This window comes from Halomonas sp. BC1 (assembly GCF_002078135.1).
GTDB lineage: Bacteria > Pseudomonadota > Gammaproteobacteria > Pseudomonadales > Halomonadaceae > Vreelandella > Vreelandella stevensii.
This window is the reverse complement of record NZ_LFGS01000019.1, coordinates 578,838-600,738: the sequence shown is the minus strand read 5'-3', so window position 1 is coordinate 600,738 and position 21,901 is coordinate 578,838. Positions and strand designations below refer to the sequence as shown.

Sequence of the window (21,901 nt, the reverse complement as noted above, 5' to 3'; positions counted from 1 at the left end):
AGAGTCGCTGTCACGTCCAGAGGGTGTGTATTAGGCATAAGTCACATGCATCATCTTCTTGCTGCTGACAGTCAGGGCCTTGGATCAATTCAAAGACAAGGCTTTTACAGTCCAGGCTTCTACAGACTGTACACCCATGTATAAGACGCCTGCCATCAACAAGGGTTCATGAAAGGTAAAAAATTATCATACAGGAGAGGGTAAAAAACCCTCGCCCGCAAGGCGGGCGAGGGATCGATCAACCGTTGAGGCGCGACGGCTCAGCGCATGATCAGCCCTTGGCCACCATGGCCAGCGCGTCGTTGAAGGTCTTGCTCGGACGCATGGCCTGGCTGACCAGCTCACCGTTGGGATGGAAGTATCCCTGGATATCCACCGGCTGCCCCTGCACGCTGTTCAGCTCGTCGACGATGGCACTCTCGTTAGCTTGCAGCGTCTCGGCCAGACGGCCAAACAGGGATTTCAGTTCGGCGTCCTGGTCCTGAGCGGCCAGCGCTTCTGCCCAGTACATCGCCAAGTAGAAGTGGCTGCCACGGTTATCCAGCTCGCCCACTTTACGCGATGGCGACTTGTTGCTGTCGAGGAACTTGCCGTTGGCCTCGTCCAGCGCCTTGGCCAGCAGAGACGCACGGGCGTTGCCGAAGGTGCTGCCCAGGTGCTCCAGCGAGGCAGCCAGCGCCAGGAACTCACCCAGCGAGTCCCAACGCAGGTGGTTCTCTTCCAGGAACTGCTGCACGTGCTTCGGTGCAGAGCCGCCCGCGCCGGTCTCGAATAGACCACCGCCGTTCATCAGCGGTACGATAGAGAGCATCTTGGCACTGGTGCCCAGCTCCATGATCGGGAACAGGTCGGTGAGGTAGTCGCGCAGCACATTACCAGTGACGGAGATGGTGTCTTCGCCCTTGCGGATACGCTCCAGGGAAACCTTCATGGCATCGACCGGCGCCAGGATACGGATATCCAGACCCGCCGTGTCGTGCTCTTTCAGGTAGGCCTCGACCTTCTTGATCAGCTGCGCATCGTGAGCGCGGTTGGCGTCCAGCCAGAACAGTGCCGGAGCACCGCTGGCGCGGGCACGGGTTACGGCCAGCTTGACCCAGTCCTGGATCGGCGCGTCTTTGGTCTGGCACATGCGCCAGATATCGCCGGCTTCCACGCTGTGGCTGAACAGCGTCTGGCCTGCGTCGTCGGTCACTACCACGGTACCGTCGGCCGGCACCTGGAAGGTCTTGTCGTGGGAGCCGTACTCTTCGGCTTTCTGGGCCATCAGACCCACGTTGGGCACGCTGCCCATGGTGGTGGGATCAAAGGCGCCGTGCTGCTTGCAGTCCTCGATCACCGCCTGGTAGATGGTGGCGTAGCAGCGGTCCGGGATGACTGCCTTGGCATCCTGCAGCTCGTCGTTGGCATTCCACATCTTGCCGGAATCGCGGATCATCGCTGGCATGGAAGCATCGATGATGACGTCGCTGGGCACGTGCAGGTTAGTGATGCCTTTGTGGGAGTTGACCATGGCTATGGCCGGACGCTGCTGGTAGAGCGCATCCACATCGGCCTTGATGGCATCCTGCTGGTCGCTGGGCAGCTTCTCGATGGCGCTGTACAGGTCACCGATACCGCTGTTCGGGTTGAAACCTGCGCTCTTCAGCGCTTCGGCATGCTTCTCCAGCACGTCCTTGTAGAACTCTTCGACCACGATGCCGAACATGATCGGGTCGGATACCTTCATCATGGTGGCCTTCAGGTGCAGCGAGAACAGCACACCGCTCTGCTGAGCATCGCTGATCTGGCTGGCGATGAAGCTGCGCAGACGGCGGCTGCTCATACTGGCAGCGTCGATGACTTCGCCTGCTTTTACCGCCAGCCCCTCTTTCAGCACGACGCTGCCGCCATCTTTCTGCTGCAGTTCGATCTTCAGCGTGCCCGCTTTTTCCATGACCGCCGACTGTTCGCTGCCGTAGAAATCGCCTTCGCTCATGTGAGCGACGTGGGATTTGGAGTCGGCGCTCCAGGCACCCATGCGATGCGGGTACTTGCGGGCGTAGTTCTTGACCGACTTCGGCGCTCGGCGGTCAGAGTTGCCTTCGCGCAGCACCGGGTTGACGGCGCTGCCCTTGACCTTGTCGTAACGTGCCTTGATGGAGGCTTCTTCGTCGTTTTTGGGCTCTTCAGGATACTCGGGCAGCGGGTAGCCCTGGCTCTGCAGCTCTTTGATAGTCGCTTTCAGCTGCGGGCCAGACGCACTGATGTTGGGCAGCTTGATGATGTTGGCTTCCGGCGTGGTGGCCAGCTGGCCCAGCTCTGCCAGGTCATCGCTGACCCGCTGTTCGTCGCTCAACACGTCCGGGAACTGCGCCAGCACACGCGCCGCCAGAGAGATATCACGGGTTTCTACTTCGACACCGGCCGAGTCGGTGAAGGCATCAATAATCGGTAACAAGGAGTAGGTAGCGAGCGCAGGAGCTTCATCGGTGAGCGTATAAATGATCTTCGGCGTTTTAGACATTTTGCGTTAACCTCTTCTTTTCAGTCGCTGTGATTATAAAAAACCCTGAGCTACGCGGCTCATACAACGAATAGCCTTGCCGCGAAGCGGGTGGAGCATCCTGTATGCGCTGCCCCTTATGGTCACTCGGTGGTAAAACGACGCCGGTACATCTCAAACGGCTGCGCCGGAGTATACCAGCGCTGCACGGTAATCGCATGAGCGATTGTCGACAAATCAACTGACCCGCTATTCGAGCCCATGAGCACGCTATATTTACTGCACAAGCCCTACCGAATGCTTTCCCAGTTTACCGACCGGGAGGGCCGCGCCACCCTGGCCGACGTGATCAGCGTGCCCGGGGTCTACGCTGCAGGTCGGCTGGATTACGACTCCGAAGGCCTGCTGCTGCTCAGCGATGATGGTGCCTTGATTCACCGCATTGCCCACCCTCGCCACAAGCAGCCCAAGACCTACTGGGTACAGCTGGAAGGCCAGCTCACCGACGACGCCCTTCACGGGTTGCGCTCCGGCCTGATGCTCAAGGATGGCCCGACGCTGCCCGCCAAGGCGCGGCGCATGGCGCCCCCCGACTGCCTGAGCGAACCCCCGCCGTCGACCCCAAACGGCACCCGGTAACCAGCTGGCTGGAGCTGACCATCAGCGAAGGCCGCAACCGCCAGGTGCGCCGCATGACGGCGGAGGTAGGCTTCCCTACCCTGCGCCTGATACGCGCGGCCATTGGGCCCTGGCGGCTGGAGGGGCTGGCGCCCGGCGAGTGGCGCAAGGAAACCCTCCACGCGCCGCGCCAGGCACCGGCCAAAACGGCGCGCACCCACCCAACTCGGAGAAAGCCGCGATGAGCCGCCCGATCATTCGCAGCACGGTGGCCTGCGTGATTCGCGAAGGGGAGCGCTTCCTGATGGTCGAAGAGGACAAGGGTGGCCCACTGACGCTGTTCAACCAGCCCGCGGGCCATATCGAACTGGGTGAAGGCCCGAAGGCCGCCATGCTGCGCGAAGTTCGGGAAGAGACCGCCTGGCACGTTTCACTCACAAGCTACCTGGGCCTCTACGTGCTGCATACCGAACAGGGCGATACCTTTCACAGCCACGGCTTCGTGGCCACGCCGCTCCGCTCGCTCGGCACACCGCTGGATAACGACATCCTGGCCACCCACTGGTTGACCCGCGCCGAGATCGCCGCGCTGGCCAGCGAGCGTCGGCTGCGCAGCCCGCTGGTGCTGCAGCGTATCGACGATGCCCTGGCAGGTCGCCACTACCCGCTGGACGTGATCCACGAGTGAAGCACTCGAAGCATCCGGCTCCCATCGTGTATAATCGCCGCCCACTTGCATACCACTTCAACAGAGGATGCCCATGACATCCATCCATGGCACCGCTACCCAGGCCACCTCCGACACCGCCGCTCACGCCACTGGCAAGGTCATCGTGGGCATGTCGGGAGGCGTCGATTCATCCGTCTCGGCTCTGCTGCTGCTACAGCAAGGGTACGAAGTCGAAGGCCTGTTCATGAAGAACTGGGATGAAGACGACGGCACCGAATACTGCACTGCCAAGGAAGACCTGGCCGACGCAGAAGCGGTCTGTGCCAAGCTGGGCATCAAACTGCATACGGCCAACTTCGCCGCCGAATATTGGGACAACGTGTTCGAGCATTTCCTGGCCGAATACAAGGCGGGGCGCACTCCCAATCCGGATATCCTGTGTAACCGAGAAATCAAGTTCAAGGTGTTCCTGGAGTACGCCGAAATGCTCGGCGCCGACAAGATCGCGACCGGCCACTACGTGCGCCAGGGCGAGCGCGCAGGTCGACCACGGCTGCTCAAGGGGCTGGATGCCAACAAGGATCAGAGCTATTTCCTGCACGCCGTACCGGAAGCGGCCATTGCGCGTACGCTGTTCCCCGTCGGCGAGCTGGAGAAACCCGCCGTGCGCGCCTTGGCCGAACAACACGACCTGGTGACGGCCAGGAAAAAGGACTCCACCGGTATCTGCTTCATCGGTGAGCGTCGCTTTCGTGATTTCCTGCAGCAGTACCTGCCCGCTCAGCCAGGCGCCATCGAAACACCGGAAGGCGATGTGATTGGCCAGCACATGGGGTTGATGTACTACACCCTCGGCCAGCGCCAGGGCCTCGGAATTGGCGGGCTAGCCAACTACCCTGAAGACCCCTGGTACGTGGCAGGCAAGGACCTGACACGCAACGTGCTGATCGCCGTGCAAGGTAAGCAGCACGCCCTGCTGCATACCAATGCCCTGGCCACCGAAGCGATGGACTGGGTAGCAGGCGAGCCACCTGCCCAGCAGGGCCGGTTTACCGCCAAGACGCGCTACCGCCAGAGCGACTGCCCCTGCGAGATCCGCGCCCAGGCCGACGGCAGCGTCGAAGTCATCTTCGATGACCCGCAGTGGGCCGTGACGCCCGGCCAATCGCTGGTGCTCTACGACAACGACATCTGTCTGGGCGGCGGCGTGATTCGCGCCACTTGGAACACCACGGAGGCCGCGGCATGAGCGCCACCCCCATTTATCGTGCTCCCGACTCTCCGGCAGCGCGCCAGGCTCTGGCCCTGGCCGGAGTCTTTCAGGCTGCCAGCCTGGTGGACGAACTGGCCCGCACCGGGCAGGTAGACACCCGCGCCTGGGACACGCTGATCCATGCCACGGTGGATACCAACCCTGAAAGCTTCGAAGCCATTTACGGCGGACACCCCAACAACCTGCGCCGGGGGCTCGACACACTGGAAGCTCTGGTAGGCCGCAAGCAGGCCAACCCGGTGGTGCTGCGCTACGGCTTTTCGCTGCTGCTGTTGATGAACAAGCTGCGTAACGACACGGCCATGATGGACCTGCTGGGCCAGAAACTCACCCACGTGCAGGGGCAGGCAGAGCACTTCGGCACGACCCACGAAAACGTGATTGCAAGCCTGGGGGAAACCTATCAGGAAACCCTCTCCACACTAAAGACCCGCATCGTGGTACAGGGTGACCCCTCGCTCTTGCAGACCCGCATGATGCCCGAACGCGTACGCGCCTGTCTCATGGCCGGTATCCGCTTTGCGCTGCTGTGGCACCAACAGGGTGGACGGCGCTGGAAACTGGTGTTTCAGCGCAAGGCCTTGCGCCGCGCTCTGGATGAGCTGGGCTAGACAAACGCTGCCTCGCCAGCCTGACGCCCCAACCACTGATGTTCGACCACCGACTCTCGATCACCGACTCTCGATCACTGACTCTCGACCAACCTGGAAACCAAGCCATGCAACTCTCAGCCTTGACCGCACTTTCCCCTGTTGACGGCCGCTACGGTGCCAAAGCCGCAGCGCTGCGTGAACACTTCAGCGAATTCGGTTTGATCCGTGCCCGTGTGATCGTGGAAGTGCGCTGGCTGCAACGCCTTGCAGAGCACAGCCAGATCGTCGAAGTACCGCCGCTTTCGGCAGCCGCCACGGCCTTCCTGGAGCAGTTGATTCGTGAGTTTTCAATGGCCGATGCCGAACGCATCAAGGAGATCGAGCGCACCACCAATCACGACGTCAAGGCGGTCGAATACTTCCTCAAGGAGAAGATTGCCGATCAGGCCGAGCTGCATGCGGTCACCGAATTCATCCACTTTGCCTGCACCTCCGAGGACATCAACAACCTCTCCTACGGGGTCATGCTGGCCGATGGCCTGAAAGCCATGCTGCCTACCCTGCATGAAGTGGCCGATGAAATCGGTAAGCTGGCCATCGCCCACGCTGGCCAGCCCATGCTGTCGCGCACCCATGGTCAGACGGCGAGCCCCACCACGCTGGGCAAGGAAATGGCCAACGTGGCCTACCGCCTCAAGCGCCAGCTCAAACAGATCGAAAGCGTCGAGATTCTGGGCAAGATCAACGGCGCCGTGGGCAACTACAACGCTCACCTGACCACCTACCCGGATATCGACTGGGAAGCCAATGCGCGCACGTTCGTGGAAGGGCTGGGACTGAGCTTCAACCCCTACACCACACAGATCGAACCCCACGACTACATTGCCGAGCTGTTCGACTCCCTGTGCCGCTACAACACCATCCTGATCGATTTCGATCGTGACGTGTGGGGCTACATTTCGTTGGGCTACTTCAAGCAACGCACCGTCGAGGGCGAAATCGGCTCCTCCACCATGCCGCACAAGGTCAACCCCATCGACTTCGAAAACTCCGAAGGAAACCTTGGCTTGGCCAATGCCATCCTCAGCCACCTGGCCCAGAAGCTGCCGATTTCCCGCTGGCAGCGCGACCTGACCGACTCCACAGTGCTGCGCAACCTCGGCGTCGGCCTGGCTTACGGCTTGATTGGCTACCACGCCAGCCTGAAAGGCATCAGCAAGCTGGAAGCCAACCCGGCCAGACTCGCCGAAGACCTGAACAACAGCTGGGAAGTGCTGGCCGAACCCATTCAGACCGTCATGCGTCGTTACGGCATCGAGAAGCCCTACGAGAAGCTCAAGGAGCTGACCCGCGGCAAGCAGATCGACCAGGCAGGCTTTGCAGCCTTCATCGACACCCTGGCACTGCCCGACGATGTGAAACAAGAGCTGAAATCTCTTTCGCCAGCCAGCTATATTGGTAATGCGAAGGCGCAGGCCGAAGCCCTTCCGCAACGGCTGGCGGCCCTATAAACGCACGCCGTTTCGATCCGTGCCGCTCACTCACTTCAGGATAACGCCATGAGTCATCACGATAAGCCACTCACCCTGCTGGGTGATTTAACACCCGCCGACTTCTTGGCCCACTACTGGCAGCAGAAGCCCCTGCTGATTCGTGGCGCTATCCCGGACTTCGTCAGCCCCATCGACCCCGATGAGCTGGCAGGCTTGGCCTGCGAGCCGGGCGTGGAAGCGCGGCTGGTGGAAGAGAACGGCCCTGACGGCCCCTGGCAGGTATCCCACGGCCCCTTCGATGACGCTACCTTCGAGCGCCTCCCCGAAGGCCACTGGAGCCTGCTGGTGCAAGCCGTCGACCACTACGTGCCCTCCATTGCTGCGCTGATGGACGAGTTCGACTTCCTGCCCCGCTGGCGCATGGACGATATCATGGTGAGCTACGCGCCCCCCGGCGGCAGCGTCGGCCCGCACATCGACCAGTACGATGTGTTCCTGCTGCAGGCCCGCGGCCATCGCCGCTGGCAGCTGGGCGGCAAGCAGCCGGACAACGCGCCGATCGTACAGGGCATCGACCTGCGTATTCTGGAAACCTTCGAGATCGAACCCGACTCCGACTGGACCCTGGCACCGGGCGACATGCTCTACCTGCCGCCGGGCTGGGCGCATCACGGGGTCAGCCAGACCGACGACTGCATGACCATTTCAGTGGGTTTTCGCGCTCCCTCGGCCGACGAAGCCATCACCTCCTACGCCGACTACGTGGGCGAGCAGATGTCGGAATCCCAGCGTTACAGCGATGCGGGCATGGCACCGGCCCAACATCAGAGCGAGCTGGACGACGCCGCCATCGAGCGTATGCGTCAGTTCATCCTCTCGACGCTGGACAAACCCGAGCAGATAGCCCAGTGGTTTGGCCGCGTCATGACTCAGCCCAAGTACGTCGACCAGCTGATGCCGCTGGACGAGCCGCTGGACGAAGCCGCGCTTGTTGCTCAGCTACAACAGGGCGAGCCGCTGTTCCATATGCCGGGCTCGCGCTTTGCCTGGCGCAGCGATGCCTCCGGCACCACACTGTTCGTGGATGGCGACGGACACGCCTGCTCGGAAGCGCTGGCCAAGCGGGTCGCCGACCCGGAGCCCATGTACGACGAGGTGCTGGAACTGGACGGTGCGGCAGCGCTGCTCACGCAGCTGATCAATAGCGGCAGCCTGGGCTTCATGGGTGAAGACGACGAGGAGTAAGGCGTGAACACAGCCACCACCGTGCAACAAGGCGACTGGCGTGAACTGGGCGACGCGGCGTCGTTGATTCGCCGCGTGGTCTTCATCGATGAGCAGCAGGTTCCTCAGGAAGAGGAGTGGGATGGCCGGGATGGCGAATGCCTGCACTTCCTCGCCACGCTGAATGACGAGCCGGTGGGTACCGCGCGCCTGCTGCCCGACGGCCATATTGGTCGCGTAGCGGTGTTGAGTAGCGCACGGGGCGCGGGCATTGGCTATCGACTCATGGAGGCTGCCATCGCCGCTGCCCGCGAGGCAGGCCATCGCCACGCGGCCCTCAGCGCCCAGCTACACGCCCTCGCCTTCTATGAGCGTTTAGGCTTCGTAGCCCATGGCGAGGTCTTCATGGATGCCGGCATCCCCCACCGCGAAATGACCCTGGTGCTGTAACCCGCCATCAGGCCATCGAACACGCGTTATAGCGCCGCTGAGACAGCGGCGCTTTTTTTTACGTCCAACAGGCGAAAAACGACTACACAAACAGGGCGTTCGACGTAGTCGATGTCGTCGGACTACAACGCCCCCTGCCCCGAAGTGACAATTGTTGAATGCAGCTTCCTGACCGATAGTTATTGCACTGCAGCGACATTGCTTCTCAGCTCTTACGCCATGTCGCTGTATGACGCCAAGCGCCGAGGCACGACGTTTTACTGAGAGACGATTGGCCTATAGACAGCGCCGCAAAATTGCACAATGCTGAACGCTATCTCGCAGGTGCAGCATAACAACAAGCTAGCCTGCGAACGACGATAACCCTGGAGGAATCAGCTCATGTCAGGACTGCTCGACGATATCAAAGCCATGGCCCAACTGCGCGAAGCCCAAGGCGGCAAGTGGTCAGCGATCAAACCTGAATACGCCGCTCGCATGCGCGCCCAAAACCGCTTCCATACTGGCCTGGACATTGCTCGTTACACCGCCAAGATCATGCGTGACGACATGGCCGCCTACGATGCCGACACCTCCCAGTACACCCAATCGCTGGGTTGCTGGCACGGCTTCATCGGCCAGCAGAAACTGATTTCCATCAAGAAGCATTTTGGCACCACCAAGCGCCGCTACCTGTACCTTTCAGGCTGGATGGTGGCAGCCCTGCGCTCCGAGTTTGGCCCGCTGCCTGACCAGTCCATGCATGAGAAAACCTCGGTGGCCAACCTGATCGAGGAACTCTACACCTTCCTCAAGCAGGCCGATGCCTGGGAACTCAACCACCTGTTCCGTGCGCTGGACGACGCCAAGGCCGCAGGCGACAGCGCCAAAGAAAAAGAGCTGATCAGCAAGATCGACAACTACGAAACCCATATCGTGCCGATCATTGCCGACATCGATGCCGGGTTTGGTAACGCCGAAGCCACGTACCTGCTGGCCAAAAAATTCATCCAGGCGGGTGCCTGCTGTATCCAGCTCGAAAACCAGGTATCCGACGAGAAGCAGTGTGGTCACCAGGATGGCAAGGTCACCGTGCCCCATGAAGACTTCCTGGCCAAGATCAACGCCGTGCGCTACGCCTTTCTGGAGCTGGGCGTCGAAGATGGCGTCATCGTCGCCCGTACCGACTCGCTGGGCGCTGGTTTGACCCAGAAGATCGCCGTCACCAATGAGCCAGGCGACCTGGGCGACCAGTACAACAGCTTCCTGGATGGCGATGTCATCGAGAACGCCTCGGACATCAACAACGGCGACGTAGTCATCAAGCAGAACGGCAAGCTGGTCAAGCCCAAGCGTTTGGCTTCTGGCCTCTACCAGTTCAAGCCAGGCACCGGCGAAGACCGCGTGATCCTGGACTGTATCACCAGCCTGCAAAACGGTGCCGACCTGCTGTGGATCGAAACCGAGAAGCCCCATGTCGGCCAGATCGCCAGCATGGTGAACCGCATCCGCGAGGTCGTGCCGGACGCCAAGCTGGTGTACAACAACTCACCCTCCTTCAACTGGACGCTGAACTTCCGCCAGCAGGTCTTCGATGCCTGGGAGAAAGAGGGCAAGGACGTATCGGCCTACCAGCGCGACAAGCTGATGAGCGTCGAATACGACAACACCGAGTTGGGGCAACTGGCCGATGAGTGGACGCGCAACTTCCAGCGTGACGGGGCGCGCGAAGCGGGTATCTTCCACCACCTGATCACCCTGCCCACCTACCACACGGCGGCGCTGTCTACCGACAACTTGGCCAAGGGCTACTTCGGTGACGAAGGCATGCTGGCCTACGTGGCAGGCGTCCAGCGTCAGGAAATTCGCCAGGGTATCGCCACGGTCAAGCACCAGGATATGGCGGGCTCCAACATCGGCGACGATCACAAGGAGTTCTTCCATGGTGAGGCCGCACTGAAAGCTGGCGGCAAGGACAACACCATGAACCAGTTTGGCTAAGCACCTAGCCACTGCAACACACCAAGGGGAGCCACGGCTCCCCTTGGTGTTTTTTGCAGCGTACTTCATGGTCTGTCGATTTTTTGCACACTGCTTTCTTAATGCCTGTCTACACTCTACTTTGTGACCTTTTTTCCAAACGGCTGGTCAAAAGCGTACGCTTTGGGTATCTTTTAGCGAACGCCGTTCTATAATGAGACGCACGCATTGATCTGCGGACGTTCACAGCCAGATGGGCTGATTCTTACTGGAGGTTTGAATGAAACGTTTACTACCCGTTGCAGCGCTGAGCATCCTGGCACTGGCTGGCTGCGCCAACACATCCACCTACTCGGGCGATGTGTACCGCGGCAACCAGGCGCAGACGGGCCAAAGCGTCAGCTATGGCACCATCGTGGCCGTTCGTCCGGTACAGATTCAGGCCGATAGCCGCACCGGCAACCTGCTGGGCGGTGGCGGTGGCGCCGTAATTGGCGGCCTGCTGGGCAGCCAGGTAGGCGGCGGTTCAGGCCGTCAGCTGGCCACCGCGGCAGGTGCACTGGGCGGTGCCGTCGCCGGCACGGCGGTAGAAGACAGCGTCAACCGCGTCAATGCACTGGAAATGGAAGTGCGTCGTGACGACGGTACCGATGTGGTCGTCGTTCAACGTGCCGACCGTCAGTTCCAGGCTGGCCAGCGTGTACGCCTAATTGGTAGCGGCGCCAACCTGAGCGTTGCCCCCTACTGATCGCTCCTCGCACCCGCGCGGGCCACAGCTGACCAGCGCCTGCAAAAGTGCGATCTCGAAAAAAAGCCCGTCCACCAGAGTGGACGGGCTTTTTCATGTCTGCTTCAAGCCATTCTTGAACAACGGGTGGCGGGGTACAGCACATGTCACCCATTGGGCAGGCCTGGTTTCGGCAGACCTGGTTTTGGCAGACCTGGTTTTGGCAGACTTAGTGGGTCACCTTGTTGCTGGCCCAATTGGCCAGCTTGTAAACAACAAACCCGATCAACGCCAACAACAGAGCCACCAGCAGAATATCGACCGGGCGCACCAGCGTGGTGGCCCCCAGAATGGCGATGGCTGCTACCCACAGGTGGCGGTTCTCGCCATGGGTCTTCAGAACACCAGGCAACAGTTTATCCAGTCCCTGGCTAAAGCCATTGTCCCAACGCTTGTTGGCAAAGTAGGCGATCAGCACGAAGGCTACCACCCAAATCAGGAAAACAGTCATATCAAGCTCCGATCACACTTCGTTAGCTTATGGAAAAAAGGTGAGAGTAGGGTATCGCTGGTCACTGTCGGGCGCAATAGTGCCAAAGGCGTGGGGGTTAAAAACCTGGCTTACCCCCTGACAAGCCAGCCCACACGCGTTACCATGTTGGGACATGCACTCACCGAAAGGTTATTCAATGCAAATTGCGCAAAACTCGGTTGTCGCGTTTCACTACACCCTGACCAACGATGCAGGTGAAGTGCTGGACAGTTCCGAAGGCCGTGAGCCGCTTACCTACCTCCACGGTGCCGGAAACATCATTCCGGGCCTGGAAAAAGAGCTGGAAGGCCGCGCCGCAGGCGACAAACTGAACGTCAAGGTAGCCCCTGCCGAGGGTTACGGTGAAGTTCAGGAGCAGCTGATGCAGGAAGTTCCTCGCGATGCCTTCCAGGGCGTCGAGAGCATCGAGCCGGGCATGCAGTTCCAGGCCCAGACCCAGGGCGGCCCGCTGATGGTCACCGTCACAAAAGTGGAAGGTGACACCGTCGTCGTGGATGGCAACCATCCGCTGGCAGGTCAGCACCTGAACTTCGACGTTGAGATTGCTACCGTTCGTGAAGCAAGCGAAGAAGAAGTTCAGCACGGACACGTACACGGCGAAGGCGGCGTTCACCACTGAGCGTAAGCCATCGTCATCAAGGCGGCCGCAGGCCGCCTTTTTTGTGGCCGTTTCCCTGCCCCTTATTCGCCAGGAATCAGTACCAGCTGCCCATGGCGTACGCTGCGTGACGAGGTCACTTCGTCGGCAAACTGCTTCAGGGCACTCCCCTGCCCTTTGAGCAGCGCCACTTCCAGGCAGCTGTCATGATTGATATGCACATGCAGCGTCGACAGCGTGAGGTCGTGGTGGTCGTGGGAGTGCTTGGTCAGCCGCTTGGAGAGCTCTCGCGCCGCATGGTCGTAGACATACACCAAAGCCCCCATGCACGGGGCATCCGGCGCGACCTCTTCCTTGGCCTGAGTCAGCCCGCTGCGGGTCAGGTCTCGAATGGCCTCGGAACGGTTCTGATAGCCACGCTGCTGCATCAAAGCATCCACCTCGCGCAGCAACTCTTCATCCAGCGTCACGGTAATACGTTGCATACGTTCTCCTTTGCTCACCCGAGCGTAGAATGGGCCTGTTGACTACCCGCCGCATGAGTATGATGTTATTGTAAAAACATCATACTCATTCATCGCAGGGTGCTCCATGCGTCGTTCGATACTACTGACCATTGCCAGCACATGCCTGGCGCTCAGCGCTCCCGCGCTGGCCAAAGAGCAGTTGGTGCTTGCCATCGGCGGCGAGCCAGACCAGGGCTTCGACCCGCTGCTGGGCTGGGGGCAATACGGTAGCCCGCTGTTTCAGTCCACGCTGCTCACCCGTGGCCAGGATTTTACCCCTCAAGCGGGGTTGGCCACCGAATGGTCCCTGTCGGACGACCAGTTGACCTGGACACTGCATCTGCGCGAGGACGTGCGGTTTGCCGATGACACGCCGCTCACCGCCCGGGATGTGGCATACACCTTCAATGCCGCCGCCACGGCAGGGGGCCGAGCCGACCTTAGCGCGCTGGCACATGCCGACGCCGTGAATGACCACACCGTCACGCTTACCCTGAAAGCCCCTCGCATCACCTTCATCGACCAGCTGATGACCCTGGGCATTGTACCTGATGCCGAGCGGGAAAATGGCCATCATGCGGGTTACGGCCGCCAGCCGCTGGGTTCTGGCCCCTACCGCATGGTGGAGTGGCAGGAAGGTGAGCAGCTGATCGTCGAGCGTAACCCCTATTTTTACGGCCCTGCTCCGGCCTTCGAGCGCCTGGTATTTCTGTTTACCGATGAGGCAGGCACGCTAAGCGCTGCTCAGGCAGGTCAGCTCGACCTGGCCGTCATTCCCCAGGCGCTGGGCAGCACCATGCCGGGCCAGATGCAGCGGGTCCTGATGGAGAGCGTCGATAATCGCGGGATTCTGTTTCCCATGCAGCCCGACAGCGGGGAGCGCGCCGCCAACGGTGCCCCGATTGGCAACGATGTCACGTCCGACCTGGCCATTCGCCAGGCCATCAACCTGGCGCTATCCCGCGACACGCTGGTAGACGTGGCCCTGAACGGCTTTGGCCGCCCGGCGTATGGCCCCGCCGATGGCCTGCCCTGGGGGCACCCCGAGGAAACCATCGCTTTCGACCTGGAGCAGGCCAATGCCCTGCTGGAGGAAGCAGGCTGGCTGCGCGCAGACGATGGCCTGCGCTACAAGGACGGGCAGCCGGCTCGCTTCCGGCTCACCTACCCGGCCAGTGATACGACTCGCCAGCAGCTCGCGCAAATCAGCGCAGAGATGGTGCGCCCGCTGGGCATCGAGATGCAGCCCACCGGCCGCCATTGGGATGAAATACAGCGGGAAGCCCTGCACCAGGATGCCATTGTGTTTGGCTTTGGCAGCCATAGCCCGCAAGAGATCTACTATCTCTTCCACAGCGAACACGCCGGGTTTGGCTTCTACAACAGCGGCTTTTACACCAATGAGCGCGTCGACCAGCACCTGGAGGCCGCCCAGGCCGCCGCCAGCGCCGAAGAAGCCAACCCACACTGGCAAGCAGCCCAGTGGGATGGCAGCACCGGCTATGGCCTGCAGGGCGATGCCAGCTGGGCCTGGATGGTCAACCTGACCCATGTCTATGCCGCCGACCCGTGCCTGGACGTTGGCGAGCTGGGCGTGGCCCCCCATGGACACGGCTGGCCGATTACCGCCAACCTGCTCGAGTGGCGCTGGACGTGCCACTAGCCCGCTGGCTGGCGTGGAGAAGCCTACGGCTGGGGCTGGTCATGCTGTGCGTGGCCGGTCTCGCCTTCGGCCTGATGATGCTCTCGCCCATCGACCCCATCGACGCCTACCTGGGCCCGCAGATGGCCCAGGTAAGCCCCGAGCAGCGTGCCCTGATCGCCGCACAGTGGGGCTTCGATGAACCGGCAGCCGTGCAGTTCGGCCAGTGGCTGCGTCAACTGGCCAGCGGCGAGCTGGGCTGGAGCCATGTATACCAACAGCCAGTAGGTGACGTCATCAGCCTGCGCTTTCAGCGCTCGTTCTGGCTGCTGTTCAGTGCCTGGCTGCTGTCACTGGTGCTGGGCGTGGCATTGGGTATCGTGGCAGGCAGTCGGGAAGGCTCGCTGCTCGACCGCTTGATCAGCGGTTACGCCTTGGTGACCGCCTCGACGCCCACTTTCTGGCTGGCCATTCTGGCACTGCTGCTGTTTTCCGTGACCCTCGGCTGGACCCCCACCTGCTGCGCAGGCCCCACGGGGGTAGTCAGCCGCGATGTCACGCTCGCCACCCGCCTCCACCACCTGGTGCTACCGGTGACCACCCTGGCGCTATTGAGCATGGCCACCATCACTTTGCACACCCGCGCCAGAATGGTGGCCTTCATGCGCTCCGACACGGCGCTACACGCCTTTGCCCAGGGCGCTAGTCGTACCGACATCGCCTGGCGGCACGGGCTGCGCCACGCCAGCCTCCCGGCCATCACCCTGGCCTTTGCCTCGCTGGGCGAGCTGTTTGGCGGCTCCATTCTGGTGGAGCAGGTCTTCGCCTACCCGGGGCTGGGCCAGGCCACCGTAGCGGCGGGGCTGCGCAGCGATGTTCCCCTGCTGCTGGCCATCGCCCTGTTCACCGCGCTGTTCGTGAGCATCGGCAACCTGACCGCCGATGCCCTGGCACGGGTGACCGACCCGCGCATCCGCTTGGCACACACCCCATGAACACACAGCCACGCCTAACCGCCGCCGTTTACCTGGTGCTCTTCAGTGTCCTGCTGATGCTGCTGTTGAGCAGCCGTTTGTGGCTGGGTGACAGCCCCCAGCAGATGCAGTTCGAGGCACGTTTACAGCCGCCCAGCCTGCTCCACTGGTTCGGCACCGATGCCTTGGGCCGGGAGCTATGGGCGCGTACCCTGGCGGGGCTGGCGCTGAGTTTTTGGGTCGGTTTGAGCGCGGCCCTGCTGGGCACGGCCATCGCCCTGCTGCTGGCCAGTCTGGCGGCGCTATCGAACACCCTGGATGCGCTTGTGTCACTGCTGATCGATACGCTGCTCAGCGTGCCCCACCTCATTTTACTGCTGCTCATCGCTTTTGCGCTGGGCGGGGGCACCCAGGCCGTGATCATCGCCGTGGCCATCACCCACTGGCCAAGCCTGGCGCGGGTGTTTCGCGCCGAGCTGTTCAGCCTGCGCGAGGCCGAGTACGTGGCGCTCTCGAAAGGCTTTGGCAAAGGGCCGGGGTACATCGTCGCCCAGCACTTCGTGCCCCACCTTTGGCCCCACTGCGTGGTGGGTGCGTTACTGCTGTTTCCCCACGCCATTCTGCACGAAGCGGCTCTGACCTTTCTCGGCGTCGGCCTGGACCCCAACCAGCCCGCCACCGGCGTGCTGCTGGCCGACGCCATGCGCTATCTCAGCGGCGGCTATTGGTGGCTGGGTGTGTTTCCCGGGCTAGGACTGCTGCTGATGGTGCTGGCCATTCAACGGCTGGCCACACAGCTGCGCCAGGCCCTGTAAGGCCAGCGTTTTCAACCATCAAGGGAGCCGAACATGCTGGAGATCACCGACTGGAGCCTGAGCCTGCCCCACTACCCCCGCTGGTGGAAGCGCGAGTGGTCACCCGTGATCGAGTCGCTTTCGCTGGACATTCAGGCGGGGGAAGTACACGCCCTGGTCGGCGCGTCCGGATCCGGCAAAAGCCTGCTGGCCCACGCCCTGCTGGGCCTGCTGCCGCCCGCAGCACGGCAGCACGGCACTCTGACCTTCCAGGGCGACCTCTTGACGCCCGAGCGCCAGCGCCAGCTGCGTGGCCGTGAACTGGCGCTGATTCCACAGACCCTGAACGCCCTGGACCCCTTGGCACGCAGCCAGCACCAGATACGCTGGGCTGCTCGCCGCGCAGGCCTTTCCCGCGCCAGCGCTCAAGCACGCAGCCACGACCTGCTGCAGCACTACCAGCTCGCCCATGCAGCGCGGCGCTACCCCCATGAGCTTTCCGGCGGCATGGCCAGACGGGTGCTGGTGGCCATGGCCCAGGTCGGCCATGCCCGCGTGGTGATTGCCGACGAGCCCAGCGTCGGGCTGGACCCGGCCCAGCGAGACCGCGTGCTGGCTACCCTGCAGGCACTGGCCAAAGAGGGCAAAGCTGTCCTGCTGATCACCCATGACCTGCGCCATGCCTTGCCCATTGCCCACCGGGTGACCATCATGCGTCAGGGGCGCGCCGTGGAAACGACCTCGGCCCGGGCCTTTCATGGCCAAGGGGAGCAGCTGCACAGCGCCTATGCCAAAGCACTTTGGCAAGCACTGCCCGACAACGCCTTCGGCACCTTACCCATAGAACCTCATGTTCAGGAGCCCAGCCTTGCTTGAAGCCCACCAGCTCACCTTCGGGTTTGGCCGCGAGCCACCGCTGTTCCAGGCGCTGTCGATGGCGCTGGCACAGGGCGAGTGGGTCGGTTTGAGCGGTGCTTCCGGGGCAGGCAAGTCGACGCTGGGCAGGGTACTGGCAGGCCACTGGGCACCACGTCACGGCTTTTTGCACATCGACGGAGTGCCCTTGCCATCACGAGGCCTGCGCCCTGTGCAGTGGCTGCCTCAATCGCCGGAACGGGCGGTCAATCCGCGCTGGCGGGTGGCACGATTATTGGAAGAAGCCTGGACACCGCCGGAGGCGCTGAGGGAAGCGTTCGGTATTCAGCCCGCGTGGCTGAAGCGTTTTCCGGGGGAGCTGTCCGGGGGCGAGCTGCAGCGGGTGTGCGTGCTACGCGCCCTGGCCCCGGGTGTGCGCTATCTGATCGCCGATGAGATTTCGACGATGCTGGATCCACTGACCCAACTCAGCCTGTGGCAAGCCGTGAAGGCCCACGCCGAACGCCAGGCGCTGGGCGTGCTGGTCATCAGCCACGACATGGCGCTATTGAACCGGCTTTGTACCCGGCACCTGCACCTGGCCGACGGACAGCTAAGGAGCGACTAAGCGCTGGCCAGGCGACGCTCGACGCGCCGCATACCCAGCGCAATCATCAGGGTCACGGCCAGCAGTAGCCAGGACCCTACGGCCACCCCCTGCCACTGCGCCCAACGCCAGAACGGTTCCAGCCAGAAGCCCCCGATACTCGCTCCAAGGTAGTAAAACACCAGATACAGCGCCGACGCACTGCCCCTGGCGCCCTGGGCGTAGCGCCCCACCCAGCTGGAAGCCAGCGAGTGGGCCAGAAAGAAGCCAAACGCATTGATGGTCAACCCTACCAGAATCCCCACCAGCGACTCCGCCAGAGTAATGGCCGTACCCAGCATCAGGATGACGATGCCCATGCCAATACAACTGGCGGGAGAAAAACGTCCGGCCAGTTTGCCGGAGACCGTCGAACCCAGGGTGCCGCCCAGGTAAGTGAGGAAGATCAGCCCCAACCCGCTGGCCGCCAAATGATAAGGCGCCTCTGCCAAGCGAAAAGTGATGTAGCTGTACTGATTGATGAAAATGAGAAAATTGATGCCGCCCAGACAGTAAGCCGCCAGCAGCAAAGGCGTGCGCAGGTGGCCCGCCAGATCACTCAGCGCCTGGCGTAGTTTGAACCGTTTGGGCTGGAAGGCCCGGCTATTGGGCAGCAGCCGCCAGAACAGCACGCAGCCGATGATCGTCATGGCGCCCACGGCCAGAAACGCAGCGCCTGGGCCACCCACTGCCGACGCTCCCCCGCCAACGATGCGGCCGCTGATGCCCCCCAGCGAATTGGCCCCGATATAGAGCCCCACGGCGCTCAGCAGGGCGGGCTTGTCGAACTCATCGCCCATCCAGGCAATCGCCACGGCGGGCAGCCCGCCCAGCACGAAGCCCTGCAGCAAGCGCAGCAGCAGCAGACTTTCAAAGGTGGGCGCGAAGGCCAGCGCCAGCGAGAGGCCACCCGCCAACAGCAGCGTAAAGCGCATGATCGCTTCACGGCCAATGGCATCGGAAAGCGGCCCAAAGACCAGCAGCGCCAGTGCCAACGACAAGGTAGAAGCCGACATCAGCAGGCTGATGCCCAGGGTAGAAACGCCGTATGCCTCTTTTAACTCGGGCAGCAGCGGCTGCGGGGCATACAGGTTGATGAATACCAGAAAAGAGCCGAGGCAGAGTGCTGCCGTCGCGCGCCACCAGGCGCGCGTTTTCGCTTCAATCATGCCATGTCCATGGTTAATTGGCGCGATGCCCCCCAGTGCAACGGGGGCCCAAGGCTACTGAAGAAGGCTACTGAAGATAGGACTGTTCGAAACGACCATTCAGCTGAGCAAGATTGGTCGGCTCCAGCGCCCGGCGAGACTGCCAGTAGTAACGCTGCCAGTAGCTATTATCCAGGCTCGAGATGGTCACCCCTTGCGAGGTGGAAGCATGCAGGAAGTAGCCGTCACCAACGTAGATCCCGACATGGTTGTAGCGTCCTGGGGGGCGGAAGAAGACCAGATCGCCCGCCTGCAGCTCCTGGCGGTCGATCGAGCGTCCCTCATGCACCTGATCCTGGGTGGAGCGCGGAAGCTCCATGTTGAACGTATCGCGGAAAACATGTCTAACCAGTGCAGAGCAGTCGATCCCCCTTTCGGTGGTTCCCCCTACTCGGTAAGGAGTGCCGGCCCAGCGCTGGTGCTGTTCGAGAAGGGCCTGGCGAATTACCGTAGGTGGTGGGGTCTGCATGCTGCGCAATTGCGCCATGATCGGATCGGCTGGCGACATTTGCGGCGTGGCGCCGTTCATGCCGGGCAGCACCATCGAGAAATAATCCTCGGGGGGCTCCATATCCTGACGTCCACCGGAGCCTGCACAACCAGCCAACAATGCTACGAAGACACAAACACTTACAACACGGACAGCGGTCACAGCGGGGTGTGGCAACGCAACCATGCGATCAACCTCGTAAAAAATGTATAGGAAAAAGTAAACCGAGCATGAGAAAGCTCATGGACACAAACACTGGACTATAAGCCACTTGTCCCATGTTTGGCGAGCCTCAATGCAAAATACGCTGATCTCCCGGTAACGTATCGATATGTAGCGGCGCAAAATGGCGCGGTTTGTTGCCCGGAAAATCCAGACTGGCCCAGGGCCCCGCCAGAATGGGCGCGCCACACAGCCAGGCCACCAGCGCTTGGCGAAAGCCTGCCAGAAAGCTTTCTCGCTCGGGGGTTTCCCCCATGAAGAACGAGAATCCGGCGTACATCCCCGCCGCATACTCTTGCCAACCGGCGTAATGGTCTGCGGCCAGCTGATAGGCGCGGTCCAGCACGTCGGCAAAGGCCTGCTTGTCCAGCCAGCCCAACTGCCGGGCAGCAATGGCCAGGTCCACGAGCTGAGCAATATCCCACGCGGCCATGTCGACGTCGTTACAGCCGTCCTCGTTGGCGCTCACTCGGCGCAACCGTAGCAGATGGTGGCGCTCCTCTTCGCCGCAGTCGCCCGATTCGAGAATGGCGATTTCTGCCGCCAGCCGCTCCGGGTTCAACGTGTAGGGCGCGTAATTGATCTGGTACTCCTGACGGTCCCCGGCCTCCAGCATGAAGCTGAGGAACTCTTGCATGTCGTCGGCGCTGGTCAGGTGGTAGTGGCTTTCGACCCACTCGCGAATATCCGCACATTCGCGCGGGCTCTCCAGCTGTGGCTCGCTCCATACGGCGCTATTCAATGGCCCCACCAGAGACATCGCCGTAAAGTGGCTCAGCGTAGGCCGCTCACCTGGCTCACACCAGGCGTCTGGCTGCCAGTTCAGCCAATGAAACAGGCTGCCGGGATCCTCCAGGTGCCAGGCAATTTCACTGATCAAGGAGTCGTGCTCGGGCTCCGGCAGGCAGCTTTCCCAGGCAAACCATGCTTCCAGCAAGCGTTTGGGCGAGGCATAGAAACGGCACAGGCAGCTGCGCAACGCGCTGGCATGCTCCATGAGCGGTTCGCGCTCGAACAGCCCACTGTCCAGCGCCATGTGGAGATAGAACGCGAACTTCTCGGCCATGTGAATGGTAGCGGCGTGTCGGCTGACGCCTTTCACCGCATTGCGCTGCTTCAGCTCGTCGGGGGTAGGCTGGCCGAAATGCGTCTGCGAAGGCGGCATCACCCCATGGACGGCATCCGCCGCCAGCTGATTCAGGTGGTGTGCCTGAGCAGGCAACCAGTAGCGCGCCAGCACTTGATGCCCTTCGTCGGCATGCAGCCCCAACGACTCTTGCAGATACACCGCTGCGTCGGTGCGGCGCTGCTCGCTGATCGGTGCTGCAGGGTTCAGTTGGCGCAGCATCACATCGGGTTCACGCACCCCTGCCAGCGCCAGCAGCCAATGATGAGGGGTATTGCGCCAGCTGCGGATGCGCTGACGTGAAGCGTCGCGGGTGGCATCGTCCAGCAGGGCGCTGGGCGCCTGTTTCCATGGGCTGAACGGGGCGTGCATCAACAGCTTGTGGCGTGGCGAAGGCGTCATGCCCCGGCGATCGACGCCCTCGAACAGGCTCTGACCACGCAGGTAAGCCTTCAGCATGGCATGCCAGTCATGGTAACGACGGCCAATCAGGTCAGCCGCATGGGCCGCCAGGTCGTCTGCTTCGGCCTGGCTCAGCCAGCCGCTGCAAACGCCCGCCCAGGCCAGTTCGACCAGCCGAAGCCAGTCCCAGGCCGCCCACTCCAGGGGCTCCCCCTGGTGTACGAAGGTAGTCAATACGGGCGCATGGGCAGACTCCTGCTCGACACCGCGCTGCCACTCCTGACGCTGGGCATGATCCATGCTCAACAGCTCTCGGGCCTCGATGTCCCAGCGCTGACGCTCGCCCTGAGCGCTCAGCCATAGCATCACTTCAAGCAGTTGCTCGCGGTCGTA

Annotated in this window: 20 protein-coding genes and 1 pseudogene; 15 read left to right on the top strand and 6 right to left on the bottom strand. The window is 62.0% G+C overall.

Features of this window, described 5'->3' with window-relative positions; translation table 11 throughout:
• Positions 1-271 precede the first annotated feature (271 nt).
• Positions 272-2,506, bottom strand: a complete 2,235-nt coding sequence (locus B7L72_RS16845; RefSeq protein WP_081195603.1) for an NADP-dependent isocitrate dehydrogenase — start codon at positions 2,504-2,506, stop codon at positions 272-274.
• 240 nt (positions 2,507-2,746) lie between these two features.
• Between B7L72_RS16845 and B7L72_RS16840 the strand changes: the two are divergent.
• The 9 genes and pseudogenes from B7L72_RS16840 (at position 2,747) to B7L72_RS16800 (ending at position 11,513) form a co-directional block, all read left to right on the top strand.
• A pseudogene (locus B7L72_RS16840) lies at positions 2,747-3,348 on the top strand (pseudouridine synthase).
• On the top strand, positions 3,345-3,791 hold the full coding sequence (locus B7L72_RS16835; protein ID WP_081195602.1) for an NUDIX domain-containing protein: 447 nt from the start codon (positions 3,345-3,347) through the stop codon (positions 3,789-3,791). The pseudogene B7L72_RS16840 and the gene B7L72_RS16835 overlap by 4 nt, the downstream one beginning before the upstream one ends.
• Positions 3,792-3,864: 73 nt before the next feature.
• Positions 3,865-5,022, top strand: a complete 1,158-nt coding sequence (gene mnmA / locus B7L72_RS16830) for a tRNA 2-thiouridine(34) synthase MnmA (protein ID WP_081195601.1) — start codon at positions 3,865-3,867, stop codon at positions 5,020-5,022.
• The gene (gene hflD, locus B7L72_RS16825; RefSeq protein WP_081195600.1) at positions 5,019-5,657 is read left to right on the top strand and encodes a high frequency lysogenization protein HflD; all 639 of its coding nucleotides are present in this window, start codon (positions 5,019-5,021) and stop codon (positions 5,655-5,657) included. The genes mnmA and hflD overlap by 4 nt, the downstream gene beginning before the upstream one ends.
• Positions 5,658-5,764: 107 nt before the next feature.
• Positions 5,765-7,150, top strand: coding sequence for an adenylosuccinate lyase (purB, locus tag B7L72_RS16820; RefSeq protein ID WP_081195599.1), 1,386 nt, complete (start codon positions 5,765-5,767; stop codon positions 7,148-7,150).
• A gap of 48 nt (positions 7,151-7,198) precedes the next feature.
• Positions 7,199-8,377 (top strand): cupin domain-containing protein, encoded by a 1,179-nt coding sequence (locus tag B7L72_RS16815; protein WP_081195598.1) that lies wholly within the window; start codon positions 7,199-7,201, stop codon positions 8,375-8,377.
• 3 nt (positions 8,378-8,380) lie between these two features.
• Complete coding sequence (locus B7L72_RS16810; RefSeq protein WP_081137491.1) at positions 8,381-8,806, top strand: GNAT family N-acetyltransferase; 426 nt, start codon at positions 8,381-8,383, stop codon at positions 8,804-8,806.
• 381 nt (positions 8,807-9,187) lie between these two features.
• Entirely contained in the window at positions 9,188-10,786 is a 1,599-nt protein-coding gene (locus B7L72_RS16805; protein WP_081195597.1) for an isocitrate lyase, read from the top strand.
• Between the two features lie 259 nt (positions 10,787-11,045).
• Positions 11,046-11,513: a glycine zipper 2TM domain-containing protein gene (locus B7L72_RS16800; RefSeq protein WP_081195596.1), complete on the top strand. Its 468-nt coding sequence runs from the start codon at positions 11,046-11,048 to the stop codon at positions 11,511-11,513.
• Positions 11,514-11,721: 208 nt separating this feature from the next.
• On the opposite strand, the gene B7L72_RS16795 is transcribed toward B7L72_RS16800, so the two are convergent.
• Complete coding sequence (locus B7L72_RS16795) at positions 11,722-12,003, bottom strand: hypothetical protein (RefSeq protein WP_016914502.1); 282 nt, start codon at positions 12,001-12,003, stop codon at positions 11,722-11,724.
• Between the two features lie 178 nt (positions 12,004-12,181).
• Here B7L72_RS16795 and B7L72_RS16790 point away from each other — a divergent pair, with 178 nt between their 5' ends.
• Positions 12,182-12,664 carry an FKBP-type peptidyl-prolyl cis-trans isomerase gene (locus B7L72_RS16790; protein WP_081195595.1) on the top strand — a complete coding sequence of 161 codons (483 nt, stop codon included), beginning with the start codon at positions 12,182-12,184 and terminating at the stop codon, positions 12,662-12,664.
• 62 nt (positions 12,665-12,726) lie between these two features.
• Here the strand turns inward: B7L72_RS16790 and nikR are convergent, their stop codons facing one another.
• Positions 12,727-13,128, bottom strand: a complete 402-nt coding sequence (gene nikR / locus B7L72_RS16785; RefSeq protein ID WP_081195594.1) for a nickel-responsive transcriptional regulator NikR — start codon at positions 13,126-13,128, stop codon at positions 12,727-12,729.
• 106 nt (positions 13,129-13,234) lie between these two features.
• On the opposite strand from nikR, the gene B7L72_RS16780 reads away from it, so the two are divergent.
• From B7L72_RS16780 to B7L72_RS16760, 5 genes are read left to right on the top strand one after another with little or no spacing between them, the layout of a single operon-like run.
• On the top strand, positions 13,235-14,812 hold the full coding sequence (locus B7L72_RS16780; protein WP_081195593.1) for an ABC transporter substrate-binding protein: 1,578 nt from the start codon (positions 13,235-13,237) through the stop codon (positions 14,810-14,812).
• Positions 14,803-15,786 carry an ABC transporter permease gene (locus tag B7L72_RS16775; protein WP_446718575.1) on the top strand — a complete coding sequence of 328 codons (984 nt, stop codon included), beginning with the start codon at positions 14,803-14,805 and terminating at the stop codon, positions 15,784-15,786. The genes B7L72_RS16780 and B7L72_RS16775 overlap by 10 nt, the downstream gene beginning before the upstream one ends.
• Positions 15,783-16,580, top strand: a complete 798-nt coding sequence (locus tag B7L72_RS16770) for an ABC transporter permease (protein ID WP_081195591.1) — start codon at positions 15,783-15,785, stop codon at positions 16,578-16,580. Before B7L72_RS16775 ends, B7L72_RS16770 begins: the two co-directional genes overlap by 4 nt.
• Before the next feature lie 33 nt (positions 16,581-16,613).
• Positions 16,614-17,435, top strand: coding sequence for an ATP-binding cassette domain-containing protein (locus tag B7L72_RS16765; protein WP_081195590.1), 822 nt, complete (start codon positions 16,614-16,616; stop codon positions 17,433-17,435).
• Complete coding sequence (locus B7L72_RS16760) at positions 17,428-18,042, top strand: ABC transporter ATP-binding protein (RefSeq protein WP_081195589.1); 615 nt, start codon at positions 17,428-17,430, stop codon at positions 18,040-18,042. Before B7L72_RS16765 ends, B7L72_RS16760 begins: the two co-directional genes overlap by 8 nt.
• Here the strand turns inward: B7L72_RS16760 and B7L72_RS16755 are convergent.
• The 3 genes from B7L72_RS16755 to B7L72_RS16745 all read right to left on the bottom strand — a co-directional run.
• A complete protein-coding gene (locus tag B7L72_RS16755) occupies positions 18,039-19,229 on the bottom strand; it encodes an MFS transporter (RefSeq protein WP_081195588.1) in 1,191 nt (396 codons plus the stop codon). The two genes, B7L72_RS16760 and B7L72_RS16755, sit on opposite strands and share 4 nt — an antisense overlap.
• A gap of 67 nt (positions 19,230-19,296) precedes the next feature.
• The gene (locus tag B7L72_RS16750) at positions 19,297-19,839 is read right to left on the bottom strand and encodes a C40 family peptidase (protein WP_081195587.1); all 543 of its coding nucleotides are present in this window, start codon (positions 19,837-19,839) and stop codon (positions 19,297-19,299) included.
• Positions 19,840-20,050: 211 nt separating this feature from the next.
• Positions 20,051-21,901, bottom strand: a 1,851-nt coding sequence (locus tag B7L72_RS16745; protein ID WP_081195586.1) for a DUF1266 domain-containing protein, incomplete at its 5' end; no start/stop codon positions are given.